The sequence below is a fragment of the Ralstonia sp. SET104 genome (assembly GCF_003851545.1).
Taxonomy (GTDB): domain Bacteria; phylum Pseudomonadota; class Gammaproteobacteria; order Burkholderiales; family Burkholderiaceae; genus Ralstonia.
The window spans coordinates 296,647-312,797 of sequence record NZ_BHVX01000003.1 but is presented as its reverse complement, the minus strand read 5'-3'; the positions used below and the strand labels follow the sequence as shown (position 1 = coordinate 312,797).

At 60.6% G+C, this 16,151-nt stretch carries 14 protein-coding genes; 4 read left to right on the top strand and 10 right to left on the bottom strand.

Features of this window, described 5'->3' with window-relative positions; genetic code table 11:
- Positions 1-101 precede the first annotated feature (101 nt).
- The 5 genes from PSUB009319_RS23160 to PSUB009319_RS06000 all read right to left on the bottom strand — a co-directional run bounded on the left by PSUB009319_RS23160 (position 102) and on the right by PSUB009319_RS06000 (position 5,478).
- Positions 102-224, bottom strand: a complete 123-nt coding sequence (locus tag PSUB009319_RS23160; protein WP_260392887.1) for a hypothetical protein — start codon at positions 222-224, stop codon at positions 102-104.
- A 301-nt stretch (positions 225-525) separates the two neighbouring features.
- Complete coding sequence (locus PSUB009319_RS06015; protein ID WP_124381327.1) at positions 526-2,145, bottom strand: GMC family oxidoreductase; 1,620 nt, start codon at positions 2,143-2,145, stop codon at positions 526-528.
- Positions 2,146-2,155: 10 nt separating this feature from the next.
- The gene (locus PSUB009319_RS06010; RefSeq protein ID WP_221620956.1) at positions 2,156-2,674 is read right to left on the bottom strand and encodes a sorbitol dehydrogenase family protein; all 519 of its coding nucleotides are present in this window, start codon (positions 2,672-2,674) and stop codon (positions 2,156-2,158) included.
- Between the two features lie 109 nt (positions 2,675-2,783).
- Positions 2,784-3,956 (bottom strand): porin, encoded by a 1,173-nt coding sequence (locus tag PSUB009319_RS06005; RefSeq protein WP_124381326.1) that lies wholly within the window; start codon positions 3,954-3,956, stop codon positions 2,784-2,786.
- A 124-nt stretch (positions 3,957-4,080) separates the two neighbouring features.
- Positions 4,081-5,478 carry a cytochrome c gene (locus tag PSUB009319_RS06000; protein ID WP_124381325.1) on the bottom strand — a complete coding sequence of 466 codons (1,398 nt, stop codon included), beginning with the start codon at positions 5,476-5,478 and terminating at the stop codon, positions 4,081-4,083.
- Positions 5,479-6,154: 676 nt separating this feature from the next.
- Here PSUB009319_RS06000 and PSUB009319_RS23400 point away from each other — a divergent pair.
- Both PSUB009319_RS23400 and ygiD read left to right on the top strand, forming a co-directional pair.
- A complete protein-coding gene (locus PSUB009319_RS23400) occupies positions 6,155-7,291 on the top strand; it encodes a PHB depolymerase family esterase (RefSeq protein ID WP_124381324.1) in 1,137 nt (378 codons plus the stop codon).
- A gap of 403 nt (positions 7,292-7,694) precedes the next feature.
- The gene (gene ygiD / locus PSUB009319_RS05990) at positions 7,695-8,474 is read left to right on the top strand and encodes a 4,5-DOPA dioxygenase extradiol (RefSeq protein WP_124381323.1); all 780 of its coding nucleotides are present in this window, start codon (positions 7,695-7,697) and stop codon (positions 8,472-8,474) included.
- A gap of 47 nt (positions 8,475-8,521) precedes the next feature.
- On the opposite strand, the gene PSUB009319_RS22785 is transcribed toward ygiD, so the two are convergent.
- Together PSUB009319_RS22785 and PSUB009319_RS05985 are read right to left on the bottom strand one after the other, a co-directional pair.
- Positions 8,522-8,677 carry a hypothetical protein gene (locus PSUB009319_RS22785; RefSeq protein WP_185453425.1) on the bottom strand — a complete coding sequence of 52 codons (156 nt, stop codon included), beginning with the start codon at positions 8,675-8,677 and terminating at the stop codon, positions 8,522-8,524.
- A gap of 8 nt (positions 8,678-8,685) precedes the next feature.
- Entirely contained in the window at positions 8,686-10,284 is a 1,599-nt protein-coding gene (locus tag PSUB009319_RS05985; protein WP_124381322.1) for a kelch repeat-containing protein, read from the bottom strand.
- Positions 10,285-10,906: 622 nt separating this feature from the next.
- On the opposite strand from PSUB009319_RS05985, the gene PSUB009319_RS05980 reads away from it, so the two are divergent.
- Positions 10,907-11,242, top strand: coding sequence for a cupin domain-containing protein (locus PSUB009319_RS05980; RefSeq protein WP_124381393.1), 336 nt, complete (start codon positions 10,907-10,909; stop codon positions 11,240-11,242).
- 202 nt (positions 11,243-11,444) lie between these two features.
- Here the strand turns inward: PSUB009319_RS05980 and PSUB009319_RS05975 are convergent, their stop codons facing one another.
- The 3 genes from PSUB009319_RS05975 to PSUB009319_RS05965 all read right to left on the bottom strand — a co-directional run bounded on the left by PSUB009319_RS05975 (position 11,445) and on the right by PSUB009319_RS05965 (position 13,908).
- Positions 11,445-12,356, bottom strand: coding sequence for an acyltransferase (locus PSUB009319_RS05975; protein WP_124381321.1), 912 nt, complete (start codon positions 12,354-12,356; stop codon positions 11,445-11,447).
- A gap of 111 nt (positions 12,357-12,467) precedes the next feature.
- Complete coding sequence (locus PSUB009319_RS05970) at positions 12,468-13,490, bottom strand: FAD:protein FMN transferase (protein WP_124381320.1); 1,023 nt, start codon at positions 13,488-13,490, stop codon at positions 12,468-12,470.
- 4 nt (positions 13,491-13,494) lie between these two features.
- Positions 13,495-13,908: a cytochrome c5 family protein gene (locus PSUB009319_RS05965; RefSeq protein WP_124381319.1), complete on the bottom strand. Its 414-nt coding sequence runs from the start codon at positions 13,906-13,908 to the stop codon at positions 13,495-13,497.
- Positions 13,909-14,146: 238 nt separating this feature from the next.
- On the opposite strand from PSUB009319_RS05965, the gene nosZ reads away from it, so the two are divergent.
- Positions 14,147-16,099 (top strand): TAT-dependent nitrous-oxide reductase, encoded by a 1,953-nt coding sequence (gene nosZ, locus PSUB009319_RS05960; RefSeq protein WP_124381318.1) that lies wholly within the window; start codon positions 14,147-14,149, stop codon positions 16,097-16,099.
- Positions 16,100-16,151 lie beyond the last annotated feature (52 nt).

Here is a 16,151-nt window from a genome sequence, read left to right as displayed (position 1 = left end):
CCTATTCAGCGCCGGCCACACAGGGGCTATTGCGCAGCGCACCGGATCACGATGCCCCTGACCGCACCAGCAACATGAGGCTCAGTGCACCTACGAGACAATTAAAGAGCACGGAGTAAAAAGGTGCCACTTTGCCGTTCAGTGACACGCGCCGACTGCGCCCAGTTTTTCACCGGCGTCTCTATCTTGATGACCGCCTCTGCGCCCATGTCAGCAGGTAGCATGACGCAAGCTTGGCCTGCCAGCACTCGCGAGCGGTGGAGTACCGCCACGCCTCGGAGACATTTTTCGATCGTACACCCAGCGCAGGCGCACAGCAGAACTGCGTGGTTGACGTCCGCAATGCCCGCTGAACATTGGGCTTGCGCGACGCGGGCGTCCGGCACTTGGCGGCCTTTCGCCTGCCCTTGCAGTTGTTACGTGACCGCCACCATCTGCGTTGCACCCGTGTCGGACAATAACAGCACGACTTGCTTCAATCGTAAGCCGCTGGGCCCCTTCAGCTACGTGGCCTGGGGCCCTTTCTCAACCTTTGTCAGTAGCGGCCGGCGCATGCTTGCCGAGGATATGGTCCACGGTGCGTAGTGCCAGTGCCAGCCCGTTCTCGGTGGAATTGCATGTACCCGAAGTCGGGATAACGCCGGTGCTGCAGAGGAAGAGATTTTCGTGACCGTGTGCGCGCCCCCATTTGTCACACACCGACGAGGCGGGATCGTTGCCCATGCGCAGCGTGCCGCAAATGTGCTGGTTGTTGTCGAACTTGCCATCCTTGCTGAATCGTAGATTCGAGCCGCCCATCAGATTGGCGATGCGCTGAAAATCCTGCTTCGCGCGTTCGTGTCCCCTGCGCGTATAGTCATCAACCGAGTAGTGGGCTTGCGGCTTCGGGATGCCCATCGCATCTTTCTGGTCGCTCAGCGAGATGCGGTTTTCGGGGTTAGGCAACACCTCCAGCACGGTCTTGACGCTCATTTCGCGCGCTGCGCTGTGGCGAAGACGTTTGTCGAATTCCACGCCATAGACCCCGTCCTTGATCAAGGATTTGCTGGCGCCATCAACACGGGAAATATTGGTGAAGTCGAGGCGGTAGGGGGCATGTTCGCCACGGAAGGCGCCATCTCGCATGCTGCCAATCGAACTTGGGCTTTGAGGGCCACGACCCAGCCAGAGATCCTCGTCCGCATCAAACGTGAGCGACGTGCTCGGGTGATCCATCAGGTGGCGCCCGACCATGTCGTATTGGTTGGCCAGGCCTTTTGGAAACCGATCGCTGCTGGACAGGAGAAGCAGTCTCGGGCTTTCAATGCCATTGGCTGCAACAATAAACTTGTCACCTGTCACGCGATGCGACTGCTTGTTCGGATCCAGGTACAACGCTGCCGTGATACGCCCTTGCGCGTCATGCTCGAGCTTGTACACATTCGCGTCCGTCAGGATTTTCACGCCGGCGACTTCCGCTGATCGCGCGGCTACGCCACCGTTGTACTGTGCGTCGATTGGGCAGATCGGTTGGCAGCTATTGTTGCCGCAGCAGGCCGGGCGGCCGTCGTAACTACGGCTGTTGCGCGCGGTCGTATTGCCCACCACGTCATACGTACCCGCCAGGCGTTCGCGGATGCGTCGCATCGCATAGGGCTCTGCAACCGGTTCCATAGGGAAGGGTTTGTTGCGGGGCGATCCTGTGTTCGGCGCACCCGAGACGCCCATGATCTCTTCGGCCTCCTGGTAATACGGTTCGAGTTCCTCGTAGGTGACTGGCCAATCGACGCCCACCCCGTACAGAGACTGAATCCTGAAGTCGTTCGGGACATTACGCCAGGCATGTGCAGCCCAGTGCCAAGTCGTTCCACCAAATTGGCGAATGTACTCGGCCGGATACGGATACGGGCCCGCTTGGACCAGATGGCCATTGTCATGCGGTTGGTAAATCGGATGGGGTGCCCAAGGTGCCGGTGGGTAGGGCGACATCCAGTCGCTCCGACGAGGCGAATTGCGGAAGCGCGAAACAATTTCGCCGCGAGTCACGCGCGGCCCGGCTTCCAGAATTAGGACAGATGCGCCGGACTGTGCCAGCTTGCGCGCGGTCAGGGAACCGATAATGCCGGAGCCGATCACTACAAAATCTGCTGAGAGTTCTTTGGTCATGTTTGCTGTCTTAGATCGGCGCTTTTGTCCAACTTCCGTACCCGCCGTAGCTATACGACGGTGGCTTGAGCACGTCGGAAACGATCTCGGCGTTCAACGCTTTTTCATAGGCGAGGGCCTTGGCTTTATCGCCCGTGCCGACGATCCCCATGAACCATGCGGTAGCGATCTTTGGTGGCAGCCGCGCGTACTGAGAGTGCTCACCGTCCAGCGTCTGCTGAAGTGCACGGACGTCGATCTTGCGTTCTTCAATCAGGGCCAGAAGGCTGACGCACGCTTTTGCGAAGGAGGCGTCTTCCACAACAAATGCGTCATACAGACGCTTCGCCATTGCCGTATCTAGCGCCTGCCGTCCGGCGATGATCGCCGATAGGGCGACAAATGCGCCGTGCTCGGCGCCCGACACTGGCTCCGCTGCGGCCCATGGGATCAGGCTCGCGGCATAAGTCGCCAGCATGCCTGCAAGGATCATGCGTCTGCCTGGCTTGGAAACGCGCTCCTCCGCATTCACTTCGTTGCTGTGTTCCATTGCAAATTACACGTGGATCAGTTTTTCGGAGTCACGGCGCGGGTGTGGGCTATTGCCGCACGCTTCTTCGGAGGCGCTTCACGCACCGTGACGGGTATTGGCACTTACATCAGAAGTTGTGCGAGATACCCACCATGCCAACGAACTGGGTGGCGCCAGAAGATGGGTTGGCGTTCTGGGAATCACCAACAGTAGCGGTTGCGTTGACGACATCGCCCGCGCCTCTTACTCCCAACGTCTTGCCACTGGCATGCTGATAGGCCTCCAGCACATACAGTGTCGTGCGCTTCGAGAAATGGTAGGCCTGCTTCAAGGAGACCTGGTGGTAGCGTGCCGAGTCCGATATCCCATTCGACGAACTAGCACGCGTATAGCTGTAGCCGCCGGCAACGTCGAACTGTGGCGTCAGTTCGTACTTGCCGATGATGCCGTAGGTGTTGAATACCGCTGTGTTGGTGAACAAGGCGTTACCCCCCGCCTTGAACTGGACGTTGGAGTAGTTCAGGCCGACCGTTGCTTTTCCAATCTGGTACGTGCCGATTGCGGCGATATGCTGGACAGCACTTGCCGACAGGAAACCGTTGGTGACCGATGACGCGCCGTAACTGCCGCTCGCCGTCGGGTCTTGGTTGGTCGTCTTGCCGGTGTTGTACATGCGCAAGTAGCCCACACCCAGGGCAAGCGGACCGCGGATATAACGGGCAGCCGCACTGATCGAGCTGCCAGCTTGCGTCTTGCCGGCGATCTCGCCAAAGCCGTATTGTGCTGCGGCGGTGAAACCCCCGAAATCCGGTGTCGTGTACATCACCGAATTGCTGAAGCGGATTGTCGTGTCGAGCCCGTCTAGATCGCCCGGGTGCGCGCCAGTAGCGCCAGTCAGCATCGAAACGGGACCATAAGCACCGAGCATCTGGTAGTAGGCCGTATATTGACGACCCATTGTCAATGTGCCGTAGCGCTGATCTTGCAGGCCCACGAAGGCTTGGCGATTGAACATGACACCGGCGTTAGATTGCTTGCCGGAATTGATATCGAAACCTTCCTGCAAGTCGAAGATTGCCTTGGTGTGCGCACCCAGAGTCTCTGCTCCGCGCAGACCAAAGCGGGAAGCCGCCAGGTTGCCACTACGCGTGTAGTAGTTGGCGTGTCCGCCCTGGTTGCTCGAGATAGCAAGCGCGTCGTCGGCGACGCCATAAAGCGTCACGCTGGTTTGCGCCATGGAGGGCATTGTTGTGAGGGCGAGCAGGGCGATGCCACTGAATTTGGCAGGGAAGGAGCGCATGAACGTCTGTCTTTGTTTTGGGAGCAATAGTTGCGACCGGTTGATGAAGTCAGGGACTGACTCGCCCGGAGCGGGGCTTCGGGCACAGCGAGGCAACGGCGCGAAACCGCCGATCGAAAAATAGCTATTGCTTGCGCCTTGCTCGTGCAATCAACAGAACTAACCCAGAGAGAATCAGCAACGCTGCTGCGGCAATGCCAACGCGCGCGAGCGTGATTAACGAAGAGGGTTCGCCGCCGCGCCTGAGCAACTTGACTTGCTCGGGCGACGTGACGGCAGCAGCGTTTCCATACTGGCGGGTCAGGTAGTTGGCAAGCGTCGCGATTTGCTGGTCCGATAAGTCCCGTGCAAAGCCAGGCATGCGCAATTCATTCGATGACTGGCGACGCTCGATGCCCTGCAGGATCACCATGACGAGGTTGTTCGCGTTGCTGTGACCGAGGGCGGTGTTGTGAAACAGGGATGGGAGTTTGGCGTCAGGGCTGCCTTGTCCGTGTGCCTGGTGGCAACTTGCGCAGTTCGCATCGTAGAGTTGCGGGCCCGTCATGCGGTTGAGATCGGTGGGCAGGGATACGCCTCGGATGCTGTCGAGGTCATCGCCGGCCTTGCCGTAGTCGTGCGCAGGGCGGACTTGGGACTTATCGGGAACCGGTGCGACCTCCTTCAGATAGACAGCCATCGCTTTCAGGTCGGTGTCAGACAAGTGGCGCAAGCTGTTGTCGATGGCCTCGGCCATCGGCCCCGCTGCTTGCGCCTTGCCTTCCGCTCTCCCCGTGCGCAGATAGGCGCTGATTTCGGCCACGCTCCATGTGCCAATGCCACTCGCGGTGTCGGAGGTGATATTGGGCGCGTACCATGCACCAACCGTCCCACCGCCCAGAATGCGCTTGACGTCCTCCGCCATGAGAGGGGTGCGCGGTGTGTGGCAGGAACTGCAGTGTGCCAAACCGTTGACCAGATAGGCGCCGCGGTTCCATTCGGCGCTCCTCATGGGATTCGGCTGGAAGACTTTGTCTTTTGCGAACATCCAGTTCCAGGCGGCCATGGATGCGCGAACGTTGAATGGGAAAGGCAGCTTCGTTTGCGGCGGCGCGGTATCGACCACTGGAACGTTGGTCATGAAGTACGCGTAAAGCGCGGCCGCATCCTCGTCAGTTACCAACGCATACGACGTATACGGCATTGCGGGATACAGATGCTGTCCGTCCGCACGCATACCTTTGCGTAGCGCATCAGTAAATTGCGTCAGCGTGTAATTGCCGATGCCGTGCGTCTTCGATGGCGTGATGTTGGTCGACACAATGGTGCCAACAGGGGTTGGCAGATTCAGGCCGCCAGCGAAGGGTTTTCCACCAGGCGCGGAATGGCAAGCTATGCAGTCGCCAGCCTTCGCCAGGTACTCTCCGCGTTTGATTTGTTCGAGATCTCCCTGCGCTGCTAGTGCCACGGCACTTACGGCGATACCAGCAAAGATGATCGTAATGCAGCCTAAGGGTTGCCGGAAGCAGGCGAATCTTTTCATCAGTGATTGCGGGGGCGCGAAACTGTCAGTGTGGGGTTCCAGCGGCTCGATGCACTAAAGGCACGGCGGCTCGTGTGGAACTGGTCTATGCCCGCGCGGTTGCTTCTCACGGGCATAGCCCCGTCGTGCATTCGCGCTGCGCCTCGGATTATCCATTTTCCAGCCGGTTGGACAATCGCCCCGTCGAAGTCATTGCAACCGGGCAGGTACACCTTATGAGGTAGTGATATGGGTGTTGGATCGAAGATGCAAATGGCCGCAAAAACTGTAATCGATGCAGATTGTTGTTTTAAATCATGGATTTATGGTTGAATGGCGAGGGCATGTTTCACGATCTGACTGACCATCTGGCGTGTCGACTGATATGGTGCCGCGAGCGATTGTCTATATTGATGAACAATATGTTCCGGCGCGAGAACGGTTTTTGACGTCGAAATCCGGCAGGTCCACGCATGAGGGGCGCCGCTTCGTATCGCGTTTCGCGAACGTGAGACCGGTCTCCTTTGGGGTTGGCGGTAGCTTTGCGCGTGCACGGGAAATATTGGTGAAGTCGAGGCGGTAGGGGGCATGTTCGCCACGGAAGGCGCCATCTCGCATGGTGCCAATCGAACTCGGGCTTTCAATGCGATTCTTTATTGCGGCCAAAGCGCTGTCATCTACTTGGAAGAACCTCTCCATGAGCCATCTGTCTTCACTCATCACCGATCCCGCAAGCTCGCTGACATATCGCGTTTGCGAGCCCGCGCCAGCCCGGCCATCGGCGCTGCTCGTCCTGCTACACGGCGTTGGGGGCAATGAAACCAACCTCGCAGAGATCGCGGCAAATGTCTCTGCCGATACGCTGGTCGTGCTTGCACGAGGCCGGCTGACATTCGGGCCGGAACAGTACGCGTGGTTCCGCGTAGCCTTCACGGCCGCGGGGCCGCAGATCGTCGCCAGTGAAGCCGACGAGAGTCGGCGGGCACTGATTGGCTTGATCCGCCATTTGCAGACCGTCCATCGCATCGACGCCGCGCGTACAGTGATTGCAGGGTTCAGCCAGGGCGGCATCCTGAGTGCCAGTGTGGGTCTGTCGGCGCCCGAGTCGGTGAAAGGCTTTGCGGTGCTGGCGGGCCGCATCCTGCCCGAACTCGAGCCGGTACTGGCCTCGCGCGAGCGGTTGGCGGGCCTGCAGGCACTGATTGCGCATGGCCGCGCAGACGACAAGCTACCCGTCAGTTGGGCCGAGCGTGCTCATGCATGGCTGGAAGACTTGGGGGTGAAGCATGAACTGCGACTCTATCCCGGTGGGCATGGCATCAGCTCGGCGATGGCCCTGGACTTCCATGCCTGGCTGAATGAACACCTGCCGCCTGTGGCACCGAACGCGCTGACACTGAATCTGGGCCCCGACGAGGTCAGCATTGTCAGCGGGCACGCAGGTGACACGTGCTTGCGCATCGGGCCAGGCATCGACGCTCTCGTGCGGGAGCACCTCGCGCAGCCTGGGGCGCTTGCCTTCAAGATGGAAGCCGCTATCAGCGCGATTGAAGACGAACTGGCCCTGGTGCCAAAGGCCCTGCATCACGCCACTGTCGTCAGCAGCAGCCCCAGCCTGCGCGGCGTAGCGCGAGCCGCTGGACTCGACGAGACGGCAACCGTTCTCAGTCGCGAGGCTGTCGAGCGAGTATTTGTTCGCCAGTCCGCTGTGGCGCAGGGGCGTCCTGCGGCATATGAAGGCCTGCCCGATGACTTGGCATTCGTTGCCGGATTGTTGCTGGTACGCGAACTCATGCACCACCTCGACATCGAGGCGATTTCGCTGACGACCTGAGCACAACTGAGTCGGGCCAATGGAGCGAAGGGGCAGGCGCAAGCGGCGATAACCAACTTGACTGCCCTCGGCCCTCGGTCCTCACCCAAAGGGCCAATCATGTAGTGACCCAGGTGCGACTCTGTCATGCTCTCGCTCTCCGTTGAGCTTCGACGACCTGGATTTCCGGGTGTATTCGGGACAGCAGTGGCAAGACCTGCGCAAGTCGCACACCGAGGACGTTAGCGTGCACTGGCCAGCGGGGCTCGTTCGCGAGGCCCCCATCACGCATCAGCCGGCACGAAGACCTGAGCTTTGTCCTCGGCCGACTACAGGCTAGAGTCGGAGCACGAGACCCCATACATAGATGGGGGCTGGCCCCCGGGGTCGGTCTTCTCAACGTGCAGCAATGATGGAGACGTCAATGAGCGGTCGCATGCCAGTTCTTTTTGTCGGGCACGGTTCCCCGATGAACGCCATCACCGACAACGAATTCAGTCGGGCGTGGCGCGCGCTTGGGGCCACCCTGCGCAGGCCAAAAGCCATCCTGTGCATTTCGGCGCATTGGGAGACTCGCGGCGTCTACGTGACGGGCACTACAACGCCGGAAACCATCCACGATTTTTATGGCTTTCCGAAGGCGCTATTTGACGCCAGGTATCCGGCGCCCGGCAGTCCCGAGCTGGCTCGGCGGGCGGCCGATCTGCTCGCACCCCAGCGGGTGCGCCTTGACGCGGGCCGTGGGTTGGACCACGGCGCCTGGAGCATCCTGATGGCGCTATATCCGGATGCCGATATACCGGTCGTGCAGCTTAGTATTGACAGTGTCGAGCCGGGCGCCTGGCATTACCAACTTGCCCAGCGTCTAAAGCCCCTGCGCGACGAGGGCGTCTTGATTCTCGGCAGCGGCAACATTGTCCACAATCTGGGGCTCTACGATTTTCATGATCCGACGCCGTTTCAATGGGCGCAGCGGTTCACTGAAACGATCAAGGGTTTCCTGGCAACCCAAGACCACGGCAGGATATGCGATTGGGCTTCGCTCGGTCCAGACGCAGTTCTGTCAATCCCGTCGCCCGAGCATTTTCTGCCGTTGCTATATGTCATTGCTCTGCAAAGTGAAGGGGATCAGGTGCAGTTCCTGACCGACAAAGTCATCGGCTCAATGGGAATGACATCGGTGCTGATTGCGCCCAACAACTAGAGCAGGCGCGACGGGAGGGGCTGCGCAGCCTCTCCTGGATACGCTCGTCAGAACGCGTCGCGCGAGAAGGGCACCTCTTCGCGTACGGCCTTGGCCTCCTCCAGCGTGCAGCACAGCGTGAACGCCTCGCCCGCCAGGCGCTTGTGGCCCGACGTCAGGAAATCGCTGTAGTTGTGCCGAAGGCGGCCACGGCCCCGCCTCAACTGGCGCGTTACGGCGCCCCGTGGCAGGTGATGGCGGCGTCGGAGCCCGCCCCGGTTCCTTGAATATGGGCGGCCGTGATTGTCACGCAACGCGGCTGCGATGAAACACCCGCCCCGCTCACCACGATCGAGTAGTCACCCGGTTGCATGCCAGTCTTCAGTGTGAAGTCCACCGTTTCCGATGTGACACCCTTCGCCACGCCCGTATTGCTCCAGTTGGTTGTGCGGGCATAGAACACATTTCCCGTCGTGTCCTGGAGTCGAACGATCGGGTAGTTCTCATCTGACTCCACATCATCACCGTAGGCCGACCCCGCCGACGGCCCATTCATGCGCACCCCTTGTAGCGTGAAGACACCGGCGCCGCTGTACTTCACATTGGAGAATACCGGCCGCTGCGATGGCGATGCGGTGCCATCCGGTGTGTAGACCCACAATTGATTCGAGCTATCGGAGAACAGGATCTGCCCGGTAGGTAGAACGAGCATCCGCGTGATAAAGGACGGGATGCCGGACAGATTGGTATCGGGAAGAGCCGGCGAGGCAGGGGAGATTGTGTTCGCCACTGGATCGAAGTCGAACAGCTGCGTTGGGCCGTTGAATAGCCCACGTGTGGGGCTGGCATCGGCAGCAAACAGAACATGGCCGTTTGGCATGACTGCCGCTGGCGCATCCGCCGCGCCAAACAAGGCTGGTTGCCCTCCCAGTACCCCAATCACGTCGGGGCCTGGTGTCCAAGTGTTTGTGATCTGCGAATACAGCGCTGTGTGCCCTGTCGCACCGATCGCGAACACCTGGCTGTTCGCACCGTTCGCGCGCACGTTGAGTAGTGGCCCCAGTTCGTAGCCCAATGCAGCGCTGCTTAGCACGGGGATGATCCCATTAGCGGTGCTATCGCTCGGGCTCACGCTTTTCCAGGCATTCGCTACCGGGTTGTACACCTCCGCGTATTGCCCAGAGTGATCGACGCTCTGAAAAATGTCGTACGTCATGACCTGGCCGTTGGGCAACTTGACCCAGCTTTCCTCGTCACTCCGGTCCGGATAGACCTTTGACGCCGCGAACGACCACGTATTCGTCGCAATATCGTAGATATACGTCATGTTTGTGAAGATGGAGCCGGCAAGAATTTTTCCCTTCGGCAACAGCATGGTCGGGTCATCGCCGAAGTACGGTTCCGGGTGGTTTGCGATCGGCGACCATGTGTTCGAAACCGGATCGTAGATTTCACCGGTATTCGTGATGTTTGACTGCAAGGGCGTGCCACTGTACTCGCCGCCCAGTACCCACACCTTCCCGTTCGGCAGAACGTGGGAGGCGAAATAGAGGCGTTGCCTGCCCATCGGGGCCAGCGATGACCACGTTCCGTCGATGTAGCTACCGGTCGCGCTGGGTGTCAGGCGCATCCAGGTATTGAATGGAATCCCTTGGGTCATGACCGTACCGTCTGTGAGGAGCAGCATCGTGCCGGTATAACCTGGTGCGGCATGGGTGAGCTTGGTCCATGTCGCAGCATCGGATGGCAACGACCAACCGACCATCAACGCAAGGCTACAGTTCGCGATGACTGACCGAGCTAACGGCGAATTGATTTTGTTTTTCAGCATTTTTAAATCCTTGATTTTATGAATGTGATTTCTGTCATGCCTGTTTTCATCCGTGGATTTAATTGTCCACGGTTGAGTTTCATGACGAATATGTGAAGGGAAAGAGAAATGTTATCAACCGCCACTGGCAATAACTTGCAATCACTGGCAAGGCAGATAACATCAGGCCAGACAAAAAAATGAAGTCGCGATGTTCGCGAGGATTTGGCGGACGATGACAAGCGACGGTGCGACATGTCTCGCTCCTTGTCGTAAGGATTACGGTCTCACCCCGGTGATTAGATTGAAAGCTGCGTGTACTTACATCATTGAACAACGCAGACTAAGCCCTTTTTTTTCTGATGCGCTTGGGCTCTAAAAACGCCGGCGGACTGGCGTGACAGGGCTGCAACTGAGGCAACGCTAAAACGATAGGACACCGCTCTCTACGAGGCAACCTCGGATCGCAGGTGCTCGTGCAATGCGCGCAAAGATCGTTGGATCATCTCGGTTTGAACGGCATGCGTTGGCCGAGCACGGCCGCTGTTCTGGCGCTGCCGACCTCATGCGGTGCGCACGTTTGCGTCATCCCGGCTCAATTGCCTATCATTTGAACTCGTTGGCTCAAAAAGCGAGAACCGTTATGGCAACACCACGCGCGGCACCTGGGGATCTGATCGATGTGCGGCCGTTTGGTCCCGCCTTGAAAAGTGCCAAGTCTGTCACCCTCATGCGATCCGATCATATCGAAGTCATGCGGCTGGTCATTCCTGCCGGCAAACGGATCCCCGAACACCGTGTCCCAGGTGAGATGACCGTGCAGTGCCTGGAAGGAAGTTTGAAATTTGGCACCGACGTTGGTGTGCAAACGATGCACGCCGGCGATCTGCTCTTCACCCTGCCGGGCCAGGCGCACTGGCTTGAAGCGCTTGAGGACGCGTCGGTACTCGTCACGCTCTATTTGCCGCAGGGGCATTGAGCGGACCGCAGCGGCGTAAGACGCGCGCATCCAGCATTTCTTGTCTGGCGCGCGAATGAGCGAAGACAAACGCATCGCATCCCTCGTCGCGCGCGACGGGATGCCTCCTGCGCCGCTCCTGAAGTGCCGCGGCCCCGGTTGGCCGCTCAATAGAAAAAGCCCCTTGGCTGCAAGACCAAGGGGCTTCTTGTTTGAGCGGGCGTCACGCCGCCCGATTTGCCGCCTGCGCCAGCATGTTCTCGATCTGCTGATCCTTCTCTTCCCAGAGCTGTGCAAGCCAGCGGTGGAAATCGCTGCGGAAGGCGGAGTCGGCACTGTAATCGCTGGTGCAGAAATCCGGCGGGATCGGCAGCTCACGGATATGCACCATCACTCGGCCGGCTTGGCCGCTGGCAAGCTGCCAGAAGCTTGGCGTGCCATCCGGATAGGCAATGCTGATATCCAGCAGCGACTGGAACCGCCCGCCCATGGCATTGAGCGTCAGCGCCAGGGCACCGGCTTTCGGCTTAAGCAGATGGCGGTAGGGGGACGATTGCGCCCGGTGCTTGGCGGGCGTGTACCGCGTGCCTTCTGCAAAGTTCATGACGCTGGTCGGCGCGTGGGCGAACTTGGCGCAGGCGCGACGGGTGGTTTCGCGGTCTTGATTGCGCAGTTCAGGGTGCTTGCGCAGCGCCGCCTTGGAATGCCGCCGCATGAACGGAAAATCCAGCGCCCACCAGGCCAGGCCGATCACCGGCACGTAGATCAACTGCTGCTTGAGGAAGAACTTCAGCAGCGGGATGCGCCGGTTCAATACCCGCTGCAGGACAAAGATGTCCACCCACGATCGATGGTTGCAATTGACCAGGTACCAGCCTGCGTAACGCAGGTTGTCTGCGCCTTCCACGCTCCACGGCTCGCGCTGCAGCACGCCGATCCAGGCATTGTTGCAACCGATCCAGCGCGTGGCGACCCAGTTGAGCATGGGATCGATCCGGCGGCGCACCGCCACCGCTGGCACCAGCAGCTTGACGGCGGAGAGCGTGAACAGCGGCACGCTCCAGAACAACGTGTTCAACGCCAGCAGGATTGAGCTAAGCGTGCCCAGTACAAAGGCAGGCAGGACGCGTATCAAGGCATCTCCAGTGAGAGCCCGCCGGATGGCGGCGGCAGGCAGGAATCGTGATGTTGAGGATACCTGAGCGTAACGCGGGTCGCCTGCCGAGACCATGCGCTGCGTCAGGACTCATGTTTGCAGGCGCCGGGCCATGCCGGCTGACATCCACGGGTGCGCCCCAGCGCCGGTGATGAGGGCGTCCACCTCTGCCAGCGGTGCCAGCAGATGTTGCCCCGTTGCAGCGCCCGCCACCATGATGGCCGCGCCAAGTCCGTTCACCTCGTCGATGCTGCGCGCCACCAGCGTGACGCCATGGGGTCCATGGGTCGGCAGGCCGGTCTTCGGATCGAGGATGTGGTGGTAGCGCTGGCCGTTGCGGACGAAGCAGCGCTCGTAGTCTCCAGACGAAGCTACGACGCCGTCGCTAAGGGCCACCACCCCAAGCAAACGCTCCGGCGCCAACGGGTTGCGCAGCCCGACCCGCCAGTCGCGGCCCTGCAGTTGCCCGCTGACCAGCACATCGCCGCCGCCGTTGATCATCGCATCGCGTATGCCGTGTTGCCGCAGCATGCGCATGCCGGCCTGCAGGATCGGCAGTTTGGCAACGCCGCCCAGGTCGAGCTTCATGCCGGGGCGGCGCAGGTAGGCGCGGCCTTGGGCCTCGTCGAGCACGACGTCGCGGTAGTTCACCAGGCGCTGCTCGTGGGCAAGCTCGGCACGGCTCGGGATCTGTGCCTGTGCCGGATCGAAATTCCACCCCGAGAACGCGCCGACGGTGATATCGAACGCGCCCCGGCTTTGGGCAGAGACCCGCGCGGCCAGCTGGAGGGTCGCCATCACCTCCGGTGCCACCGGTACTGGGTTCTGCCCGGCCGCGCGTGCCAGTGCGCTGATCTGACTGTCGGGGCGGTAGCGGCTCATCAGCCGTTCAAGCCGGGCCATTTCGGCAAAGGCGGCATCGATGGCCGGCGCGGCCGCGCCAGGCATCGTGCCTTGCGCGACGATATCGACCTGTGTGCCCAGCAGCCGGCGCGATGCATGCTGAACAGCCGGATCTGCCAGGGCCGGCCGCACGAACAGGCCGACCGCCAGCAGAGGTACCCCGGCTAGGCAACGCCGCCGGGCAAGGTTGGAAGGGGCCTGAGCGTGCATGGCATCACTGAGACTGCGCCACCATGTAATCCACCGCGGCCTTCACTGCGTCGTCCGGCAGGGTCGAGCCGCCGCGTGCGGGCATTGATCCCTTCTCGCCGTTGAAGCCCTCCAGCGCGTGCTTGTACAGCGTGTCCTTGCCCTTGGCAATGCGCGGGCCCCAGTCGGCCTTGTCGCCGGGTTTGGGCGCGCCCGCCACACCGGCGGCATGGCACATCGAACAGACGTTGCCGAAGGTTTTCTTGCCCAAGACATTTTCCGGCGCTGCGGCAGCGACAGTCGTGGGTGGCGTGCTGCTCTGCGCGGGTGCCGCGGAGGTTTGGGCCGCAGGTGCGGGTGCGGCAGGTTCTTTCTGACCGCAGGCTGCCAGGGCAGCGGTACAGATCAGCATCAGGCAGAGCGTGGTTTTCTTGCGCATGGAATCTCCTTGAGTCGGCGCGGGTTTCTGGAAGAACGCATGCCCTGCATTCTGTACGCTCCTTCCCAAGAAAGATGCATAAAAAATACGTATTTGCGAAGTGTGTGACGAATGTCAATTGCTCCCGCAGGCGGTGACCCGAAGATGCGACATGCCGAGAAGGTCAGCGTGCAGATATGAGCCGACGTCTTTCAGTTCGGCTTTGTGAAAACCGAGAGAGCAATCGAATCAGGGAACGATGATGACCAAGCACCAACAATCGCCATCCACACCACAGGACGAGGCGCTGAGCGTACCGGGGCGGCGCCGCTTCATGAACAGCGCTGCGCTGGCCGGGCTGGCAACGGTCGTGGCCTGTACCGACAAGGGCACACCCGCGGCATCCACTGCCGCCGCCCCCGCCAGCGCACCCGCCGGTGCCGCAACGGCTGAGCACGCCATTGCGGGGCTGCATCCGAAACCGGGTGAGCTGGATACCTACTACGGCCTCTGGAGCGGTGGACACACGGGCGACATGCGCGTCATGGGCATGCCGTCGGGCCGCGAGATTCATCGCATCCCGATGTTCGTGCCCGATGCGCTGGTCGGGTGGGGCATCACCAACGAATCGAAGAAGGTGATGGGCACCAAGCCTGACGGCAGCCTGCGCTACACGGTGGGCGACACCCACCACGTGCATGCTTCGTACAAGGACGGCAACTACGACGGCCGTTATGCGTGGATTAACGACAAGATCAACTCGCGCCTGGGGCGTGTGCGGCTCGATTACTTCATCTGCGACAAGATCACCGAACTGCCCAACGTGCAGGGCTTCCACGGCATCTTCCCGGACAAGCGCGACCCGGTTGATCCGAACATCAACTACACGACGCGCGTGTTCTGCGGCGGCGAGTTCGCCATTCCGCTGCCCAACACCGCCGGCATCGATGACCCGACCAAGTACCGCTCGCTGTTCACCTGTGTGGATGCCGAGAGCATGGAAGTGCGCTGGCAGGTGCTGATCGACGGCAACTGCGACCTGGTGGCCTCGTCATACGATGGCAAGCTGGCCGCCACCAACCAGTACAACACCGAGATGGGTGTGCACTATGAAGACATGATGTCGGCCGAGCGCGACGCGTGTCTGTTCTTCAACGTTGCGCGCATTGAAGCGGCCGTGAAGGCTGGCAAGTTCAAGACCATTGGTGATTCGAAGGTGCCGGTGGTGGACGGCACGCACGCCGCCAATCAGGATCCGAAGACGGCGCTGACGGCGTATGTGTCGGTGCCGAAGAACCCGCACGGCGTGAACGCCAGCCCCGACCAGAAATACTTCATCTGCGCGGGCAAGCTGTCGCCCACCGTCACGGTGATCGAACTCTCGCGCGTGCTGGACTGGTTCGACGGCAAGCTGGCAAAGATTGATGACGCAATCGTGGCGGAAGTCGAGGTGGGCCTCGGGCCGTTGCACACCGCATTCGACGGACGCGGCAACGCGTACACAACGCTGTTCCTCGACAGCCAGATCGTGAAGTGGAATATCGATGCCGCCATCAAGTTCCACGGTGGCGACAAGAACGCCAAGTATGTGGTTGACCGCCTGGACGTGCACTACCAGCCAGGTCACCTGAACGCCTCGCAGTCCGAAACCGTGGCGGCTGACGGCAAATTCCTGGCAGTGGGTTGCAAGTTCTCCAAGGACCGCTTCCTGCCCGTAGGGCCGCTGCACCCCGAGAACGAGCAGTTCATCGACATCTCGGGCGAGAAGATGGTGCTGCTGCAGGATCACCCGATCCGCAGTGAGCCGCACGACTTCATTATCTTCAAGCGCGAGCTGCTGCACCCGAAGCAGATCTACACGATGGATGAATTCCCGCTGGCTACCAAAGACCCGAAGCAATCCGGCGTGGTCCGCAACGGCAAGAAGGTGACGGTGCGGCTGACTTCGCAGGCCCCGGCATTCAGCCTGCGTGAGTTCAAGCTCAAGAAGGGCGACGAGGTCACGCTGATCCTTACCAATCTCGACAAGGTGGAAGACCTGACGCACGGTTTCGCCATTCCCAAATACAACGTCAACTTCATCGTCAATCCGCAGGAGACCGCGTCGGTCACCTTCATTGCCGACAAGCCTGGCGTGTTCTGGTGCTACTGCACGCATTTCTGCCATGCACTGCACCTGGAAATGCGCAGCCGCATGATCGTTGAGGCCTGAGTCCGTCTGACAGGAAGCGCGCGTGTGCCGCCAGTCGGCACACGCGCCGATG